The following is a 17052-nucleotide window of genomic DNA, read 5'->3' as shown; positions in this document are numbered from 1 at the left end:
AGCGCAAGGGACGCCGCCTTGCCTCGCTCGGGGTTCACGGTGAAGCTCAGCAGCGAGATCGACCACTTCTGGAACTGCGGAAAGTCCTCCTGCGGAAGCCCAATGAGCCCGGCGATGATCTGGGTCGGGAACGGGAAGGTGAATTCCTTCACCAGATCTGCGCTGCCGTTCTTCGCGATCTCGTCTATCAGGCCGTTGCCGACCTTGCCGACCAACTCGTCCTCCCATTTGGCAAGCGCCTTCTGGGTGAACGCCTTCGAGACCAGTGCGCGGTGGCGACCGTGGTCGGGCTCATCGAGGCCGAGCATCACCTGCTTGCCGAGCACGTCACCGAATGCCTGCAGGACGATGGCGGACGAGAAGGTCTCGTTGTCGCGCAGCATTGTCTGGATGTCTTCATGCCGGTAGGCGATGAAGAGCGGTTTCGTGTCATCGCCCGGCATCATCGACAATTCGATGCGCTGCACCGGTTCTTCCCGCCGGATGCGGGCCAACTCGGTGTAGGGGTCGCGGACGTCGCCGGACACCACGTCATCGAAGGAACCGAAATCATCTAGGTCATCGAACAACTGCATGGTGCTGGTTCTCTCTGCTCAGCCTGCGGGGTAGGCGACGGTCTTGAGTTCGGTGTACTGCTCGAATCCGGCGAGTCCGTTCTGCCGTCCGACACCACTGGCCTTGTATCCACCGAACGGGGCATCGGCTGAATACGCGGCCGTTCCATTGATTCCGATGAACCCGGCTCGCAGCCGGCGGGCCAAGGCCAGCGAGTGCTCGACCGAACCGGACATGACATTCCCGGCCAGACCGTATGGACTGTCGTTCGCGATACGGACCGCATCGTCCTCATCGTCGTAGGGAATGACCGCGAGGACCGGACCGAAGATCTCTTCCTGCGCGATGGTCATCTTGTTGTCGACGTCGACGAACAGCGTGGGCTTGATGAAGTAGCCCTTGTCGAGGCCCTCCGGCTGCTCCGGCCCGCCGGACAGCAGGGTCGCGCCCTCCTCGATGCCCTTGAGGATGTAGCCGAGCACTCGCGCCCGCTGCTTCGCCGAGATCACCGGCCCGCACAGCGTTGCCGGATCCTGTGGGTCGCCGGGAGCGAGCATGTCGTACATCGCCTTCAGCATCGCGACGCCCTCGTCGTAGCGGGAGCGCGGAAGCAGCAGACGCGTCGGGTTGGCGCAGCCCTGACCGGCGTGCATGGCCGGGGCAATACCGATGGCACAAGCGAATCCGAAATCGGCGTCCTCGCAGACGATCGTCGCGGACTTGCCGCCGAGCTCGAGGAACAACCGCTTCATGGTCGCCGCGGACTTCTCCATGATCCGCTGGCCGACCGCGGTCGAACCGGTGAACGAGATCATGTCGACCTTGGGCGACAGGGTGAGTTCCTCGCCGACAAGGTGGTCCGACGCGGTGATGATGTTGACGACGCCGGCCGGAATATCGGTGTGCTCGGCGATGAGTCGGCCGAGACGCGTGGCGTTGAACGGGGTGTCCGGTGCCGGCTTGAGCACCACGGTGTTACCGGTGGCCAGTGCCTGCGCCAGTTTGTGCAGCGACACCTCGAACGGGAAGTTCCACGGCACGATCGCACCGACCACGCCGACCGGCTCGCGCCAGACCTTACGGGTCGTGTTGACGCCGGTCACCGAGACGAACGCATCACCGAGGTCGGTCTCCCACGGGAATTCCTCGATCAGCTTGGCCGGGTAGGTCAGTCCGTCGGACAGCGGTGCGTCGAGCTGCGGACCGAAGGTGATCGCGCGCGGGCAGCCCGCCTCGAGGATCAGTTCCTCGCGCAGCTCTTCCCGTTCGGCCTCGAGCGCTTCCTGCAGCTGCAGAAGGCATTTCGCGCGGAACGCGCGATCGGTCGACCAAGTGGTGTCGTCGAATGCCCGCCGAGCAGCGTCGATCGCCCGCTGCATATCCTCGACCGAGGCGTCGGAGACCTCGCCGATGGCCGCTTCGGTAGCCGGGTTGATGTTGGTAAAGACTCCAGCACTGCCGTCGACGAGTTTGCCGTCGATCAGCATCCGCGATTCGAACCGTGGGACGACTGTGTCAGCCATTGATCGTGCTCCCCTCGTTGTGACCATTGGTCGACGGCGCCGATTCGACTTCGGCCGCCGATGCCGTCCCGGCGTCGTTCACTTCGTCCTGCTCGGACTCGCGCGGGCGCGTCATCGCCGCGGGCGTCGACGGCTTCTGAAACTTCATCACCAGCACGACGATTCGCTGCATCACCGGCTGCGGAATCACCTTGGCGGCGCCGATCATGGCGCGGGTGCCCAGACCCAACTTGAATGCGCCCGGTCGCATCTCTCCCTGCTTGGGCAAGCCCATCGCGACCCGCGAAACCTGGTGCATCCCTCGCGCCGGCAACAACCTATTGGTCACCATGAGGGAAGTCGCGTCCATTCCGGCCGCCCGCTTGACGTACGGCTTCTTATCGCCGAGCGCCTTCGCAAGCACTTTCGCGAACTTCGCCGGCGGGCTGGCGATCTTCATCGCCATACGGCCGCGCTTGTCGATCGTTGTGTGGTGACGGCCGTAGGGCCCGTCGAAGTCACGGAAGGTCTGAAGTCCGTCGTCGGTAATGATCTCGGTGTCGAATACGCCGGTGACGATGACCGTCACGCCGAGGCCGAAGGCCGCGATCTCGCCGGCCATTGACTCGGCCCAACGCTCGGTGGCACCCTTGGCCGCCGAATACGCCGCGATCGCCGGCATGCCGCGCACGCCGCCCGCACTCGAGATCACCACGATCCGGCCGCGCCCGGCCGCCCGCATGCCCGGCAGCAGAGCCTTGGTCAATGCGACCGGACCGAACAGGTGCGTCTCGAACATCTGACGCCACAACTCCATTGGAGTCTCTTCGACGGTGCCGGCAGACGCAATCCCGGCGTTGTGCACTATCGCGTCCGGTGCCCCCACTGCCTCCTCGATGGCGGCGGCCGCGGCAGCGACCGAATCCTCATCGACCAGGTCGAGTCGCACGCCGATCAATCGAGGGTCGTCCACGGCGGCGCCGGTCTCGGCATGCAATGCGGCCATCCCTTTGTCGACCGAACGCATCGCCGCGACGACTCGCCAGCCGTTCCGATACAGATGCGCCGCCGAAGCCAGTCCCAAACCCCGCGAGGCTCCGGTGACGACAACACTGCGTGACTCGGTCACTTCGCTACTCCACATCGATCACTCGTCGAGGCGAACTCGACATCCGGACGGCCGTTCGGCTGCCCGCTCATCCACTCCGACCAGATGCCCACCGAATACGGACCCTCGGCCCCGTTCTTCTCGTAGAAACCTTGCGGGTCATAGACTTTCGCCTCGGGGTATGGCCAAGGGCAGGCGACCGAGGTGGCTTGATCGGACCACTTGATGGCCATGAACCAGCCGCCGTAGATGAAGTAGGAGATGTTCATGATCACGGCCATCACGATGACCATCCCGACGAACGGACGCTTCGGGAAGATTCGTGCTCGCTGTGCCAGCTTCTCGGCGACCGTGCGGCCGGAGTCGTCGCGGTAGATCAGCACGCCGGCTGGGATCATCACGAACGTCACCGACAGCGACTCCCACAGCAGCGGGAACTGGTAAGTGGTTCCGGCGAAGATCGTGCCGAACGGGATGGCCTGAGAGTAGATGTACATCCCGGTACGGACCAGGGACACCTCGAGAATCATGTCGAAAATGAAGCCGATTACCAGGATGAAGCTCGCGAGGCAGATCAGCGGGTGCTTCCACACGAACGACTCCGGGCTGCGCGCGGCCTGCAGGCGGCGCAGGATCGCGACGGCCGGGAAGTACGGGCCGAGGTAGAACAGCACGTAGCCGATCACCACGAAGGGCTCGACGGTCGGCGAGAGCGAGACCAGCGGCCAGTCCTCGGGCCAGTGCCACAGCTGCGGGTTGTAAACCGCGAACGGCGACCAGTTCATGATCGGGTCCTGCCAGACGATCACGGTCGTCATGAACCCCATGATCAGGACGGGGTCCTTGGGATTGCGGCGGAACATCCGCACCCAGATCGTGATCACGACGACCATCAGAATGATCGTGCCGATGTGGATGACCTCGAGCCAGTGGTCGAAGCCGAAAAGCACATCGACTGGTCGCGGCGCACCTGTGACGTTGGGGTTGGCGATTCGGGGCGAGACCGCACCGCGGCGCGCGTTGGCGGCGATCAGCCCAAGTATCACAATGGCCAGTGCCAGCAGTCCCCAGCCGAGATACGACCGCTTGGTTGGCGTGGTCTGCTCGGCAGGTTTCCGCTCCGGCGGCGCGGAACCGCCTGTCGGAGCGGTCTGTTCGGTCGTCACTTTGACTATTCCTCCCCGAAACGGTCTACGAGATAGGTGGTGCTGCCGTCCGGATCGAGGCGGCGCGCCACGAGGTAGCCGGCGCCCATCCAGGCCCTGTGGGTCCACTTGCCGAAGGAAACCCTGGTGCCCGGCGCCCCCGCCGCGGCCGGCACCATCTTCACTCGCTCCAGTGCCTCCTTTACTCCGCGCGGGCTCAACGGGTGCGCGTCGTTGAAGGCGTGCAGTAGGGCGGTTGCGATGTCGTGGTTCACCACCGGTACGCAGTACTCCGGCCGGCGCCCGACCTTCTCCTGGTATTGATCGAGGAAGGCTTGGCCGATCGCATTGCCCTCGTCGTACTGATCGATACCGGTCCAGCCGAGCAGGGAATTCCACATCACCGGGTTGACCCAGGCATTCTGGAACGCGGTGCTGGTGTAGCGCGGCGGATCCCAGCCCAGCGCCTCGAGCGCGGGATTCACGAAGACGATCCCGAAGCCGAAGCCGCAGTGCACGATTGCGTCGACCTTGGCCTCGTGCAGGGTCTGCACTGCGTCGCCCACATCCTGCGCGGTCTGGGCGACCGAAACCTCGGCAGTGATACGGATCCCCTTGCTGCGGCAAGACTTTCGGAAGTTCTTCAGGTAGCTCTCGCCGACCAGCGACTTCTCTATGATGACACCGACCTCGCTGTGACCGGCCTTGGCAAGCAGGTCCGCCCAGAAGATCGGCTCGTCGGTCATCGACCCCTGCGGGAAGGCGAAGGTCCACTCCCCCAGCCAGTCGTCGGTTCCGGTCACACTGACCGCCGGCACCCGGAACCGCTCCTCGATCGCCTCCTTGGTGGGTACGGCGTTGTCGGTGATGCTCGGGCCGAACACCACCAGGCAGCCCTCGTCGACGAGTTCGCCGAAGGCGTCGATGACCGCCTTGACCGAACCCTTGGGCAGGCCCTCGACCTCGCGATAGACCATCTCCACCGGACGGTCGATGAGGCCCTTCTCGAACGCGTCCCCGAAGATCATCTCGAAAGGCCGAGTCAGGTCGTCACGCATTGTCTCCGGGAAGAAGTCCGGGAGCTTGAAGTCCATCAGATAACCGACCTTGATCGGTTGTGCCGCACTTTCGTAGGACATGTCACCTCCGTGGTGTGCCGGTGTCTCTCCGGCCGAATGACCTAATTTTTGTTCCAAAAGTAGCGTTGCGACCGGCCATGGTCAATCCCCTTGCCGGACATTGTCGTCGGGCAGATAGGCGTCGATCATCTCGATGAGCCCGCCGGCGACTAGCGCGTCGTCGGTCAGCGGACCGGCGATCGCCACGCGGGCAGCGGTCCGCATGCTCAGCCCCTCGACGATGAGCCGGCCCGACGCGATGAGCACTCGCGTTGAGGCCACCTCACGCAGGCCCGCCGTCTCGACCCTGCGGATGGCCTGGCCGAGGCGCACGAGGGCGGACGCGATATCGGTGTTGACCCCCGCCTCGCTCGCGACGATCTTTTCCTCGACATCGGGTGAGGGAAACCCGAACTCGATCGCGACCATGCGCTGCCGGGTGGAGTCCTTCAGGTCCTTCAACACACTCTGATAACCCGGGTTGTACGACACGACGAGGCCGAAACCTGGTGCCGCGTCGAGGGTCTCACCCAGTCGCTCGATCGGCAGCTGACGCCGATAATCCGCGAGCGGGTGCAGTACCACCGTCGTGTCCTGACGCGCTTCCACCACCTCGTCGAGGTAGCAGATCGCCCCCTCGCGTACGGCCCGAGTCAACGGGCCGTCCGCCCACTCGGTCTCACCCCCGCGCAGCAGGTACCGGCCGACGAGGTCGGCCGTGGTCAGGTCGTCATGGCACGACACGGTGATCAAGGGACGGCCGAGGTCGTAGGCCATGGCCTCGACGAAGCGCGTCTTACCGCACCCCGTCGGGCCCTTCAACACGATCGACATGTTTTGCCGGTATGCCGCCTTGAATACCTGCTCCTCATCATCGACCGAGACGTAATACGGGCGCGTTCCGCGCGGCGCGCTGCTGGTCATGAGACTTCCTTCCCGCGCGGTCATGTCCGCGCGCCGGGTAGTTGCTGCGCCGCGTCGGCGCAACGAGTTCTAGGGGACGGGAGTGCGAAGGTCCTGCTGGGCTAGGGGTCTGTGTCGCTGCGCAACGCGGCGACGCATATCTGCGGCGCGCAACGCGGACCGGAACAGTGGTGCGATCACCTGGCTCAGCTGCTCGGGGCGGGGAATCGTTGCGTGTGACGCGGAACCGAATGCGCGCCGCAGATCCTCGGTATCGGTGCCTGCTCCGATCGTCAGGCATAGGCAACCGATTCCCCGCGCACGCGATTCGGTAAGAGCACGACGAACATCGGCTGATCCGTACGCGCGTTCGTAGCCGTGGTCGTAGGCCAGTCCGTCCGATAGGACGACGAGCAGTCGCCGCGATGCGCCGCCTTCCCGCTCGAGCACCGCGGTGCCGTGCCGAACAGCCGCGCCCAATCGCGAGTAGGCCGAGGGAACGAGCCCGGCGAGCCGCCGCAGCGCGCGTTCGTCGAAGTTGTCGTCGAATCGTTTCAGCGCCGACAACCACACCGACGAACGGCCTTGCGAGTTGTATGCGTAAAGCGCGACGCGGTCCCCAAGCTCGTGCAACGCCATCGTGATCGCCGCAGCCGCCGCCTGCTGATTCTCGTGGACGGTCGTGCCGGCGGCGCCGGGCTCCCCCGCCGATCCGGAGACGTCGAGGAGTACGAGCACCGCCAGGTCACGGCGCCGCCGCACGCTGTCGATGTACACCGCCTCATCCGGAACGGACCCGGCAAGCGCCTCCACTCGAGCCTCGACAGTCGCGTCCAGGTCGATGTCGTCACCCTGGAACTGGCGGTGCTGACGTTCGATCCCGACGCCGAGCCGCGCGAGTGGCCGTCGCAATGCGTGTCCCGACCACTCCTTGGGGTGGCTTGTCTTATCGGGCTTTGGGGCGGACTCCAGCACCGTGCACCAGTCCGCTCGGTAGGCCCGCCGTCCGGCGTCCCACTCCGGGTAGGTCCACTTGCGACCGGGACCAAGCGCTTCCTCGTCAGACGCTTCCGCACGGGCAGTGGAGAAAACCTGGGGGCCACCGCCGCGCGCACTCGAGCGCAACCGGTGCGACGGGGTATCCGCGCCCGGAGAACCACCCTCGCCGCCCAGTTTGCGGACCGCGCCGAGCATCTTCTGCAATAGCTTGCCGATGCCGCCGCCCCCACCGACCGGGCTGGAGAACAGGTCGATGACGTCGGCGTCGCCGGCCTCATCTTCGAGTTCCGCCAATTCCCGGTCGCTCTCCCGGCGTGGCGCGTGCTGTGCCGAAGCCGGCCCGGACTCGTTGGCCCCGTTGGCTTCCCGCATCTGTCGCGGCCGAATCGCGCCGAAAGACGACGGCGGATCGGGAAAGGCATCGTCGGATGATGCGAGGGCCAGCGAGGCGGCGGGCGAGTCGCTGCGCCCGGCAACGTTCCAGTCGACCAAGCGTTGTACCGCGGGTGGCAGCACGTCCTCGTTGGTGGCCAGCGCACGGTGCCCCTCGATCGCCAGGTAGCGCTGGGTGAGGGCGGACTTACGGCCGAGCCGTCGCAACACGGCCGCGTCGAGGCTGCCCGAGGCGAGCAGCGAGGCCTGCACCGCCACGGATTCCAGCAGCCGTGCCGACCCGGCGTCCGGATCGACGTAGATCGCACTGCCGTCCGTCCAGGCCGATTCCCCGCTGTCCTGCGCGAGGACACGCAGAGGGCGGCCCGCAACCGCGGCCGCGATGAGCTCCCATCGCCGCACGCTCGCGCCGCGATCCTCTTCGACCTGCAACCTGCACCTCGATCCACGGTCCGATGCGTTGACCTAATATCTGTTCCACCGTAGAGTCTGCTGTGACGGCAAGTCAATGCCAAGGAGCGCAACGAGAATGGCCTGCGGCACGTCCGCCTGTACGGTCGCCCGAATCGATTTGACGACCGCATTACCCGCCGAACTCCCGCGCTCTCGAGTGACGGCGAGCCGTCCGCACGAACCGTGCGGGAACACCGAAAGCGGTAGACTCACACCTCCGGTGTGCGACGCTCCGCATTCGGTCGATGGACCGTGCGGGCACAACTTGATGGGAGTCCGTGACTGTGCAGCCGAGGCGTGAGGCGTCCCCCACCCGGACCAGCATGCCGAGCTCGCGCGCACGTGTGGTCGACCTCGCGGCGGGCTATGACGTTTCCACCACGGACGCAACCCGGCGCAACGAGATCCTCGAGGCCGCAAACACCGTCATCGCCTCGTCGGGTCTGCGCACCTCACTGCAGCAGATCGCCGAAGCCGCCGGCATCCTGGCCGGGAGCCTGTACCACCATTTCGATTCCAAGGAAGCCATCCTCATCGAGCTCATCAGGCGATATCACGCCGAGCTCGACCGGATCGGCGAAACAGCGCTTCAACGGCTCGACGATCCCGATGCCGGGCCGATACCGGACCAGATCTTCGCGCTCGCGGTATCGATCGCCCAATGCGCTGTGCGTAACAGCGCGGCGCTGCAGCTCTCGTTCTACGAGGGACCGAGCGACGATCCCGAGCTGAAGGCGCTGACCCGGCGCGAGCCGAGGATATTGCAGACCGCGATGTTGCAGGCACTGCGAGCGGCACGGTGGAGCGGGTATCTGCGTCCCGACATCGACTTGTCCACGCTCGCGGACCGCGTGTGCCAGACAATGCTGCACGTTGGCATCGCCGTGATCCGGAACAACGCGCCCGCCGATCGCACCGCAGCGGCGCTGTGCCAAATCCTCTTCGACGGCCTCGCAAGCCGTTGGTTCGACGACGCCGAGCTCGACAAGTCGAATGCGTTTGCCGCTGCCGACGAAGTGATCCGAACCTGGTCGATCGATCCCAACCCTGACCTCGATGACCGCGCGCGACATATCCGCGCTGTCGCACGAGAAGAGTTCGGCCGCAAGGGTTATGAGCTCACGACGGTCCGCGATATCGCCAAGGCCGCCGGCATGGGAACCGGGACCGTGTACCGATTGATCGGGTCGAAGGACGAACTGCTCGTCTCGATCATGCAATCGTTCGGCGACAAGGTCGCCGCGGGGTGGACCAGTGTGCTGCAGTCGGATTCCTCCCCACTCGAGAAGATCGACGCGCTCAGCTGGGTGAACGTAAGTGCGCTCGACCAGTTCCCCGACGAGTTCCGCATCCAGCTCGCGTGGATGCGGCAGACACCGCCCGGCGCGACCGACCCGGGAGGATCGTTCGGAACGCGGGTCCGCGAAATGAAGCGACTGCTCAACGATGGCGTGAAGTCCGGCGAGATCCGCATCGACGGCCCGTCCTCGGACATGCTCGCGCGCTGTGTCATTGGCGTGCAATGGATCCCGGAGAACATCCTGCTGCAGGTGGGCACCCGCAACGCGCTCGTGCATGTGCGCGACACGGTCGTGCGCGGCGTCGCCGAGCGCACCAAAGACTGAATCCCGCTAGCAGTCTTCCCATACCCGGGTGCGAATTGTGTTCGCGGGGGCGAAGTTTCGCCCCCAGGAACACAATTCGCACTTGGGAACAGCTCAGTGCTGCAGCATGTCCTGCCAGGTCCGGCTCCCCGCGGGGATCACCACATCGCTCTGCTCGAACGCATGCCCATCGGGCGTTACGTACCTGCCCGTGGTCGGATCGTACTGCGCACTGGCCATGGTAGGTCCGTTGCTCTCGCCCGCGCCGTTGTAAGCGGCAGGGGCCATCCTCGGCGGGAACGGCGGGACCACCGAGGTCATCGGAGGCGCCTGCTGGTCGGGCGGCAGGTAGCGCGAATCCGGTGGCACGCCCTGGGCTTCGAGATTCGGGTCATGCGGGTACGGGCCGACGACCGGCTGTTCGGGCGCGAGTGGCACGTAGTCCTCATCGCTGTCGCATATCGCTGCGGTGGGAGCGCGCTTTCCCGGCTTGCCGAGGCACGGCATGTTACGCGCGCCACGCACGGCGACCGGCGAATCCTGCGGGAGCTTGCAGTACAGCCCCTCGGGCGTGTCGATGGTGGTGGTGTCCCATCCTGGGCGCCACGACGACGGCGGCAGGAAGCCCACCGTGCAGGGCGGTGGATCGGAGAAGCCGCTGATCCGGAAGTCGCCCGTACCGAGACCCTGCGCGTTGTTCTCCGGGTGATACGACTGGAGCGCCATCATCGCTGGCGGGAACAGGACGAGCAACTGTTCCAGGGCCGCATGGTAGGTGACGGCGACCTGACCGACGGTGCCGAGACTTTCCAGCATGATCGGCAGGGTCAGCTTCACCGAATCGATCAGCTGGGTGGCGTCGTTCACCGTCGCAGGAGCAGTAGCCAGGATCGAGCGGATCTGTGGATCGTTAGTAACCAATTGCCCGGTGAACCCGGCGAGGCTGCGCGTCCAGACATCGATCGCATCCGTCGACTGCACCTGCGAATCGAGCAGGGGCACACTGTCTTCGATGAGCGCAGCCGTCTGATCCGCGACCCCGTTGATGTCGCCGACAAGCGTCGACGACGAATCGATCAGCGAGCCGAGATCGTCGCCGGCGCCGTTGAGTCCCTTGTACGTCTCATCCAGCAGGCGGCTCATGCTCTCGGTCGGGATGCTGCCGACCATCTTGCTCAGGTTGTCGAGCATCGGGCCGACCGGTTGTGGAATCGTGGTGTCGCTCGCGTCGATCACCGAGCCATCGTGCAAGTACGGGCCCGAATCGACCCGCGGACGCAGGTCGACATACTGCTCGCCGACGGCCGAGATACTGCGCACCTCGGCCTGTAGGTCTTCGGGAATCTTCTGCGAATCATCAATCGACAGCGTCGCTTGCGCGCCGGTAGCCGTCAGTTCCACCTTCGTGATCTGGCCGACCTCGACACCCCGATAGGTCACGTTGCCGAACCGGTAAAGTCCGCCGGTCGCGGGCAGATTCAGCTTCACATCCATCCGGCCGATGCCGACGATGGCAGGAGCCTGGACGTACCGGACGGCCATGACCACAAGGCCGACGATTGCGAGGATCGAGAAGATCACCAACTGGATGCGCACGAAGCGCGAGAGGATCATCGTTGCCCTCCATTGGGTGGCGCGGCGGGCGGTGCCACAGGCGCGCGAAGCGGGTCGTTGGTGTGCTGGGCCTGCTGGGCCTCATATCCGGGATCGCCGACGGCTGCCTGGATAACCGCGTTCGGATTACCCCACGGGGTGCCGAGGAGCAGCGTCTTTTGCAACCGCGGAACGGTGAGATCGACGTGCGCGTCCAGGTTGAGATAGTCACCCTTGATGAACTTATCGAGCCCCTCCTGGCCGTACGGGAATGCAGCGACGAAGGCGACGGCATCATTGATCTTCGGCCCGACGTCCGCCAGAGCCGCGAGCGTCGGCTCCAGATTGTTCAGATCCTCGACCAGGTCGGACTGCACGTCGTTCACCACCGAGGTGGCGGAGTCGCTGAACACCCGCAGTTTGTCCAATGCAGTAGTCAAATTCGGCCGTTCCTGCAGCAGCACATCGAGTGCGGGCGGCAGCTTGACCAGCGCCTCGTCCAGGACATCGCGTTGCCCGGCGAACGTTGCCGACAGCCGTTTGAGACCGTCGATCGTCGCGACGATTTCGCCACGCTGCGAGTCGAGCGTGCCCATCAGAGTGTCGAGGCGCGTGAGCAGATCGCGGATCGACCCCTCCCGGCCGTTGAGCGCATCGTTGAGGTTCTCGATGATTTCGCCGATCTGGCCGAGACCGCCGGCGTTGAGCACCACCGACAGCGACGCGAGCGTCTGCTCCGTTGAGGGATATGTGCCGGAATGATCGAGCGGAATCGTCGAGCCCGGTGCGAGCGTGCCTTCCGGCTTCTGGCCCACCGGGGGATCGAGCGCGAGGTGCATGGAACCGAGCAGGCTGGTCTGCCCGACCGTGGCGACCGCGTTTGCCGGCACAATCACGCCAGGTTCGACGGTGAACTCGACATTCGCATGCCACCCGTCGACCTTCATCGGTCCCACATGGCCGACCACGACGTCATCGATCAGCACCGGTGAATTCGATTCCAGCGTCCCGACATTGGCGATCTCGGCTTGGTACACCGTAGCGCCGCCGCCATTCCCAACGGCACCCGGCAGGGTCATTGCGTTCACACCCTGCCAGCCGCAACCCGACACCGTCGCCACAACGGCACATCCGGCGACAGCCAGGCGGACACGCCGGTCGACGCGGCTGGGGATCCAGGTATTGCTGCGCGCGCTCATGGGTTCGGCCTTCCGAAGGGAGCCAAGAGGTCCGGGATTGCGACCGGGGCCTTGGCCGGCGTCTTTGGCGGCGCCACAACCTGTGGAATCAGGTCGGGCTCGCTGTAGACGATCTTGTCCGGGGGTGGGCCGGGCGAATTCAGCGGGCTGATTTGGAATGGCAAATAGTTGAACGCCAACATCGGCGCGATCGGGGCGAGATACTCCGCACATCTCTTCGCACCCTCTGCCGCCGTCAGATTCTCCACACTCGCAATACCGGCGCAAATAAAGTTGATCGGGTTCGCGAACGGGTTCATTGTCAATACGCCTGCCGGACCGCCGGATTCCGGGTTGTACATGTTGTAGAAGTTCGCAAGGGCTGTGGGGAAGACGTGCAGCAACTCCTCGAGGTCGTCCTTGTGCTCGGCGAGATTCTGCGTCACATCGGCGAGACGCTGCACCTGCTCCGTGGTCCGATTCCCGTTCTCGGCGACGAACCGCTGCACATCGACAACTGCCACCGACAGGCTGTTCAGCGCGGCATCGAGATCGGACCGGCTGCCGTCCAGGACGCTGGTCAGCGAGGCGAGCCGATTCTCGAACTGGACGATCTCTACATTGCTGTTGCGCAAGGTCGAGACAAAGATCTGCAGGTTTTTGATGATGTCGACAATGTTGCCGCTGCCCGAAGCCAGGATCCGCCCGACATCGGACAACTGCGTGAGTGTCTCCCGCAGCTTGTCACCGTTCCCGGCCATGGCATTCGCCGCGCTGTCGATGAATCGGCCGGCGGTACTCGATCCGGAACCGTCCGGACCGAGTTCGACCGCCAATCTGTCGAGTTGGACTTTCACCTCATCCCACTCCACCGGAACGGCGGTGTGCTCGATCGGAATATGAGTGCCCTCCGCCATGGTCGGACCTTCGTTCCGGTACGACGGAGTCAGCTGCACGTACCGTGCGGCTACAAGGTTCTGCGCCACGATGATCGCGTCAGCGTCGGCGGGCACCTTCACCCCGCGATCGACGTTCATTACGATGCGGGTGCTCGTCCCGTTCGCCTCGATCGATTTGATTGTGCCGACCTTGACGCCGGACACGCGAACGTCGTCACCCGGGTAAATACCTGTGGCAGTGGTGAAGTCGGCACTCAGCTTCCAAGGCCCGAACAACTGCTTCTGCCCAACAACCACGCCCGCTATCACAACGATCACCGCGACCACGATGCCCACGATCCGAACCAATCGATTTCGCATCATCGGGGCGCCTCCAGGTATGGCAGCGGGAACGGCGCGGCAGGTTGGAGTCCGAATGCCTGGTCGACGAACGGCTGAATCAACGGTCCCAACATCAGGTTGCCGACGTAGGCGTTGTAGAACGGTCCACCCGACACCGCCTCGCCCTGAGTCAGCGCGACCTTGCCGAGGCCCGGAATCGCTTTGTTGATGTTGTCGCGCTGCCGCTGCAGCACGGCGGTAATGGAATTCAGCCGGTCCAGGGTCGGGCCGAGTTCGGCCTCGTTGTCCTGCACGAGCCCGGATAGTTGCAGCGCCACGGCGTTCGTATTCGCGAGCAGGGTCGAGATCGCCTGCCGGCGCTCATTGAGCGCCCCGAGCAGCAGATTCGCGTTGAGGATCAAGCTGTTCACCCTATCGCTGCGCTCACCGAGAATTCCGCTCACATCGGCGGTGGTCTTCAACAGATCGGTCAACGAATCGTTGCGTGCATTCAGCGCCCGAGACACGGCGGTGAGGCCGTCGAAGGTCGGCCCGAGTGCAGGTGCGGTCCGGTCGAGCGTCGCGGTCAAGGTATCGAGGGACTGATTGAGTTGGTCGGTGTCGATCCCGGACGCATTCGTGGTGAGCTCACCGACTGCGTCGGTCAACGAGTAGGGCGACCCTGTCCGCTCGACGGGGATCGTGTCGTGCGGCTTCAGCGACTCGGAGCCGTACGACTCTATCGTCACGATGCGTTTCCCGAGCAGCGAACCGGTCCGAATATGCGCGGTGCTCTCCGAGCCGAAGGGAACCGTACCGTCGATTGACAACGTGGCCACGGCATCGCCGTCGCGCAGCGAAACTTTCTGTACCGTACCGACTTTCACACCGGAAACGATGATGTCGGCACCCGCGGTCAGGCCGCCCGCCTCGGAGAAAATGGCCTCGTAGCGGACCGGCGACTTCAACGTGATAAATCGCTGCGATTGCAGTCCGACCAGGATTACGCAGACGATCATGACGATGCCGACGAGGCCCTGCCGGAACAGTTTCGAGTTCTTGTACTTCAGCATCAGTCGGCGCACCTTCCGGTCGTCGTCCTGATCCACGGCAACTTGATCGATCCCCCACTCGGGTCCGACACCCGGACCGTGACGCCGCAGATCCAGTACTGGATCCAGCCACCGTAGGCCCCGGTGCGCGCCATCTTTCGGAAGTTCTCCGGCGCAACGGTCAGCGTGTTGTCCAGCGTCGGAAGGTCGTTGTCGATGTTGGTGGCCGCGACCTGAAGCTGTTCGATCGAACCGTCCAGCGACGGTCGTGCCTGGGTCAGCAGATCCGCGACCGTGGCGGTGCCGCGGTCGAGTGACTCGATCGCGGCTGCGATCGGATCGCGTTCGGCAGCAAGCTGGTCGACAAGTGAACCAAGTTTGTCCACAGTGGCCGAGAATTCGTCACCGTTGCGGGACAGTGTCTCCATCACCGCCTTAAGGTTGTCGATCATCTCCTGGATGGTCTGGCTGTTATTGCCCAATGCCGTAGTGAACGACGCTGTCTTCGACAACAGCGAACCGGCGGTGTCCTCCTGCCCTTGCAGGATCTGCACCAGTGACGCAGTCAAGGCATTGACCTCCTGCGGTTTCAAGCCCTGGATAACGGGCTTGAAACCACCCAGCAGCAGGTCGAGGTCGAGTGCCGGCTCGGTGTGGTCCATCGGGATCTCGGAACCCGCCTCCAGTACCTGGGTTGATCCTGGCGCATCGAGCAGTTCGAGGTACCGATCGCCGACCAGGTTGAGGTAGCGTCCAGCCACTTTCGTCCCATCGGTCAAGACAACGGTGTTGTCGGCGTCGAAGCTGACCTTGACGGTTTTGTCGTCGCGCAGCTGCACCTTCTTGACCGTTCCGACCCGAATTCCCGCGACCCGCACGGTATCTCCGGACTTCAGACCCGAGGAATCGGCGAAAATCGCCGAATACGACGCGGTGGAACCGCTGCGGTACTGGCTGAAGACGAGCACGAGGAAGGCGGAGAGGATCACCATGACCACCGCGAAAACGGAGAACTTGATCAGCATCGCGTTGCGTTTCATCGCGGGCCCCCTGCCGCAGGAGGGGCGTACCGCGGCACGCCACCGAACAGCAGTTGGGTGAGGTTGCCCGCGTTCAGCTGGACGGTCGTGTTGCTGTTGTCCGCCCACGGATTCGCGCCGACATCCGCGACCAGGAACGGCGGATACGTTTCGTACGGCAGATTCGGGGCTCCCATGCAATGCGGTCCGCCGCTGGCAGCGACCTTGGGCAGGTTCTCGGGGTATTTGTACGGATTCACGCCCCACAGGAAGCTGGCCGACAGGCCGACACCATTTTCGCCCACGACGGCGCCGCTATGCAGCTTGGCCAGGGTCTGTATCCCGCAGGTGAGGGCCGGAGCGTACTCATTGGTGAGCGACAGGGTCGGCACCAACAGGTCGAGGGCATTCGCCAAGGGCGCGTGATTCTCCTCGAGCACCGGGGTGCCGACGTCCGACAGTCCGATCACGCTGACGAGCACGGCATCAAGGTTCTGCTGCTGGTCGACCAGCGTGTCGCTCAGGCTGCTCGCATGATCCACCGTGGCCAGAAGATCGGGCGATGTCTGCGCGTACGTGTCCACCACGCTCTGTGCCATATCGATGTCGCGGCGCAGCGCGGGCAGGCTCGGGTCGAGCTTGACCAGCAGCGCATCGAGATCGCTGAGCATCTGGCCGAATTGGTCGCCACGGCCACGAGTCGCGACGGCAATCGCGCCGAGGGTCTCGTTCAGCTTCTCCGGCTCGATGCTGCCCAGTACGGAGGTCAGCTGTTCGAAGACGGTGTTGACCTCGACGGTCACCTGCTGCGCGTCGAAAACTTGCCCGGCATGCATCCGCTCTGCCGACGGGCTCACCGGCGGCACCAACTCGACGTACTTCGCGCCGAACACCGTGCTCGCCGCGATATCCACGACGACATCGGACGGAATCTTGTGCAGCTCATCCGGATTCATGGCGAGGCGCAATTGGGCCTGGCCGTCGGGCAGTTCCTCGATCGATGCGACCTTGCCGACCGTGACACCGTGCATCTTCACCTTCGCGTCCGGGTTCATGACGAGCCCGGCGCGCGGTGAGAGCACGCGTACCTCGACGGAGTCGGTGAGACCACCCTGAAACAGGACGACAGCGACGGCAACAACGCCGACCGCCGCCAGAATGGCCACCAGGCCCATCAGCGGACGTAACACATTCGCGGACATCGGCTCCC

General features: G+C 64.5%; 13 protein-coding genes and 1 pseudogene. 1 reads left to right on the top strand and 13 read right to left on the bottom strand.

What is annotated here, in order from left to right; translation table 11 throughout:
* The 7 genes and pseudogenes from A8G08_RS22690 to A8G08_RS22660 all read right to left on the bottom strand — a co-directional run.
* Positions 1-575 (bottom strand): annotated as a pseudogene (locus A8G08_RS22690) (cytochrome P450); the annotation flags it as partial.
* Between the two features lie 18 nt (positions 576-593).
* Positions 594-2078: an aldehyde dehydrogenase family protein gene (locus tag A8G08_RS22685; protein WP_068279138.1), complete on the bottom strand. Its 1485-nt coding sequence runs from the start codon at positions 2076-2078 to the stop codon at positions 594-596.
* Complete coding sequence (locus A8G08_RS22680; protein WP_068279135.1) at positions 2071-3186, bottom strand: SDR family oxidoreductase; 1116 nt, start codon at positions 3184-3186, stop codon at positions 2071-2073. The genes A8G08_RS22685 and A8G08_RS22680 overlap by 8 nt, the downstream gene beginning before the upstream one ends.
* The gene (locus tag A8G08_RS22675) at positions 3183-4331 is read right to left on the bottom strand and encodes a spirocyclase AveC family protein (protein WP_068279128.1); all 1149 of its coding nucleotides are present in this window, start codon (positions 4329-4331) and stop codon (positions 3183-3185) included. The genes A8G08_RS22680 and A8G08_RS22675 overlap by 4 nt, the downstream gene beginning before the upstream one ends.
* A 5-nt stretch (positions 4332-4336) precedes the next feature.
* Complete coding sequence (locus A8G08_RS22670) at positions 4337-5449, bottom strand: ABC transporter substrate-binding protein (protein ID WP_068279125.1); 1113 nt, start codon at positions 5447-5449, stop codon at positions 4337-4339.
* An 81-nt stretch (positions 5450-5530) separates the two neighbouring features.
* The gene (locus A8G08_RS22665) at positions 5531-6352 is read right to left on the bottom strand and encodes a CbbQ/NirQ/NorQ/GpvN family protein (protein WP_068279144.1); all 822 of its coding nucleotides are present in this window, start codon (positions 6350-6352) and stop codon (positions 5531-5533) included.
* Between the two features lie 69 nt (positions 6353-6421).
* Positions 6422-8155, bottom strand: a complete 1734-nt coding sequence (locus tag A8G08_RS22660; protein ID WP_068279122.1) for a nitric oxide reductase activation protein NorD — start codon at positions 8153-8155, stop codon at positions 6422-6424.
* Between the two features lie 344 nt (positions 8156-8499).
* Between A8G08_RS22660 and A8G08_RS22655 the strand changes: the two genes are divergently transcribed.
* Complete coding sequence (locus tag A8G08_RS22655) at positions 8500-9801, top strand: TetR/AcrR family transcriptional regulator (RefSeq protein ID WP_068279120.1); 1302 nt, start codon at positions 8500-8502, stop codon at positions 9799-9801.
* Positions 9802-9894: 93 nt separating this feature from the next.
* Here A8G08_RS22655 and A8G08_RS22650 read toward each other — a convergent pair whose 3' ends face one another.
* The 6 genes from A8G08_RS22650 to A8G08_RS22625 are packed head-to-tail and all read right to left on the bottom strand — an operon-like array spanning position 9895 to position 17044.
* Positions 9895-11391, bottom strand: coding sequence for an MCE family protein (locus A8G08_RS22650; RefSeq protein WP_068279143.1), 1497 nt, complete (start codon positions 11389-11391; stop codon positions 9895-9897).
* Entirely contained in the window at positions 11391-12572 is a 1182-nt protein-coding gene (locus A8G08_RS22645; RefSeq protein WP_084436744.1) for an MCE family protein, read from the bottom strand. The genes A8G08_RS22650 and A8G08_RS22645 overlap by 1 nt, the downstream gene beginning before the upstream one ends.
* Positions 12569-13813, bottom strand: coding sequence for an MCE family protein (locus A8G08_RS22640; RefSeq protein ID WP_068279117.1), 1245 nt, complete (start codon positions 13811-13813; stop codon positions 12569-12571). The genes A8G08_RS22645 and A8G08_RS22640 overlap by 4 nt, the downstream gene beginning before the upstream one ends.
* Positions 13810-14844, bottom strand: a complete 1035-nt coding sequence (locus A8G08_RS22635) for an MCE family protein (RefSeq protein WP_068279141.1) — start codon at positions 14842-14844, stop codon at positions 13810-13812. The genes A8G08_RS22640 and A8G08_RS22635 overlap by 4 nt, the downstream gene beginning before the upstream one ends.
* Positions 14844-15863 (bottom strand): MCE family protein, encoded by a 1020-nt coding sequence (locus A8G08_RS22630; protein ID WP_068279114.1) that lies wholly within the window; start codon positions 15861-15863, stop codon positions 14844-14846. The genes A8G08_RS22635 and A8G08_RS22630 overlap by 1 nt, the downstream gene beginning before the upstream one ends.
* The gene (locus A8G08_RS22625) at positions 15860-17044 is read right to left on the bottom strand and encodes an MCE family protein (RefSeq protein WP_245672957.1); all 1185 of its coding nucleotides are present in this window, start codon (positions 17042-17044) and stop codon (positions 15860-15862) included. Before A8G08_RS22625 ends, A8G08_RS22630 begins: the two co-directional genes overlap by 4 nt.
* Positions 17045-17052 lie beyond the last annotated feature (8 nt).

This window comes from Aldersonia kunmingensis (assembly GCF_001646865.1).
Lineage (GTDB): Bacteria > Actinomycetota > Actinomycetes > Mycobacteriales > Mycobacteriaceae > Aldersonia > Aldersonia kunmingensis.
Note: the sequence above shows the minus strand (reverse complement) of the source record. Positions and strands in the feature narration are given on the sequence as shown.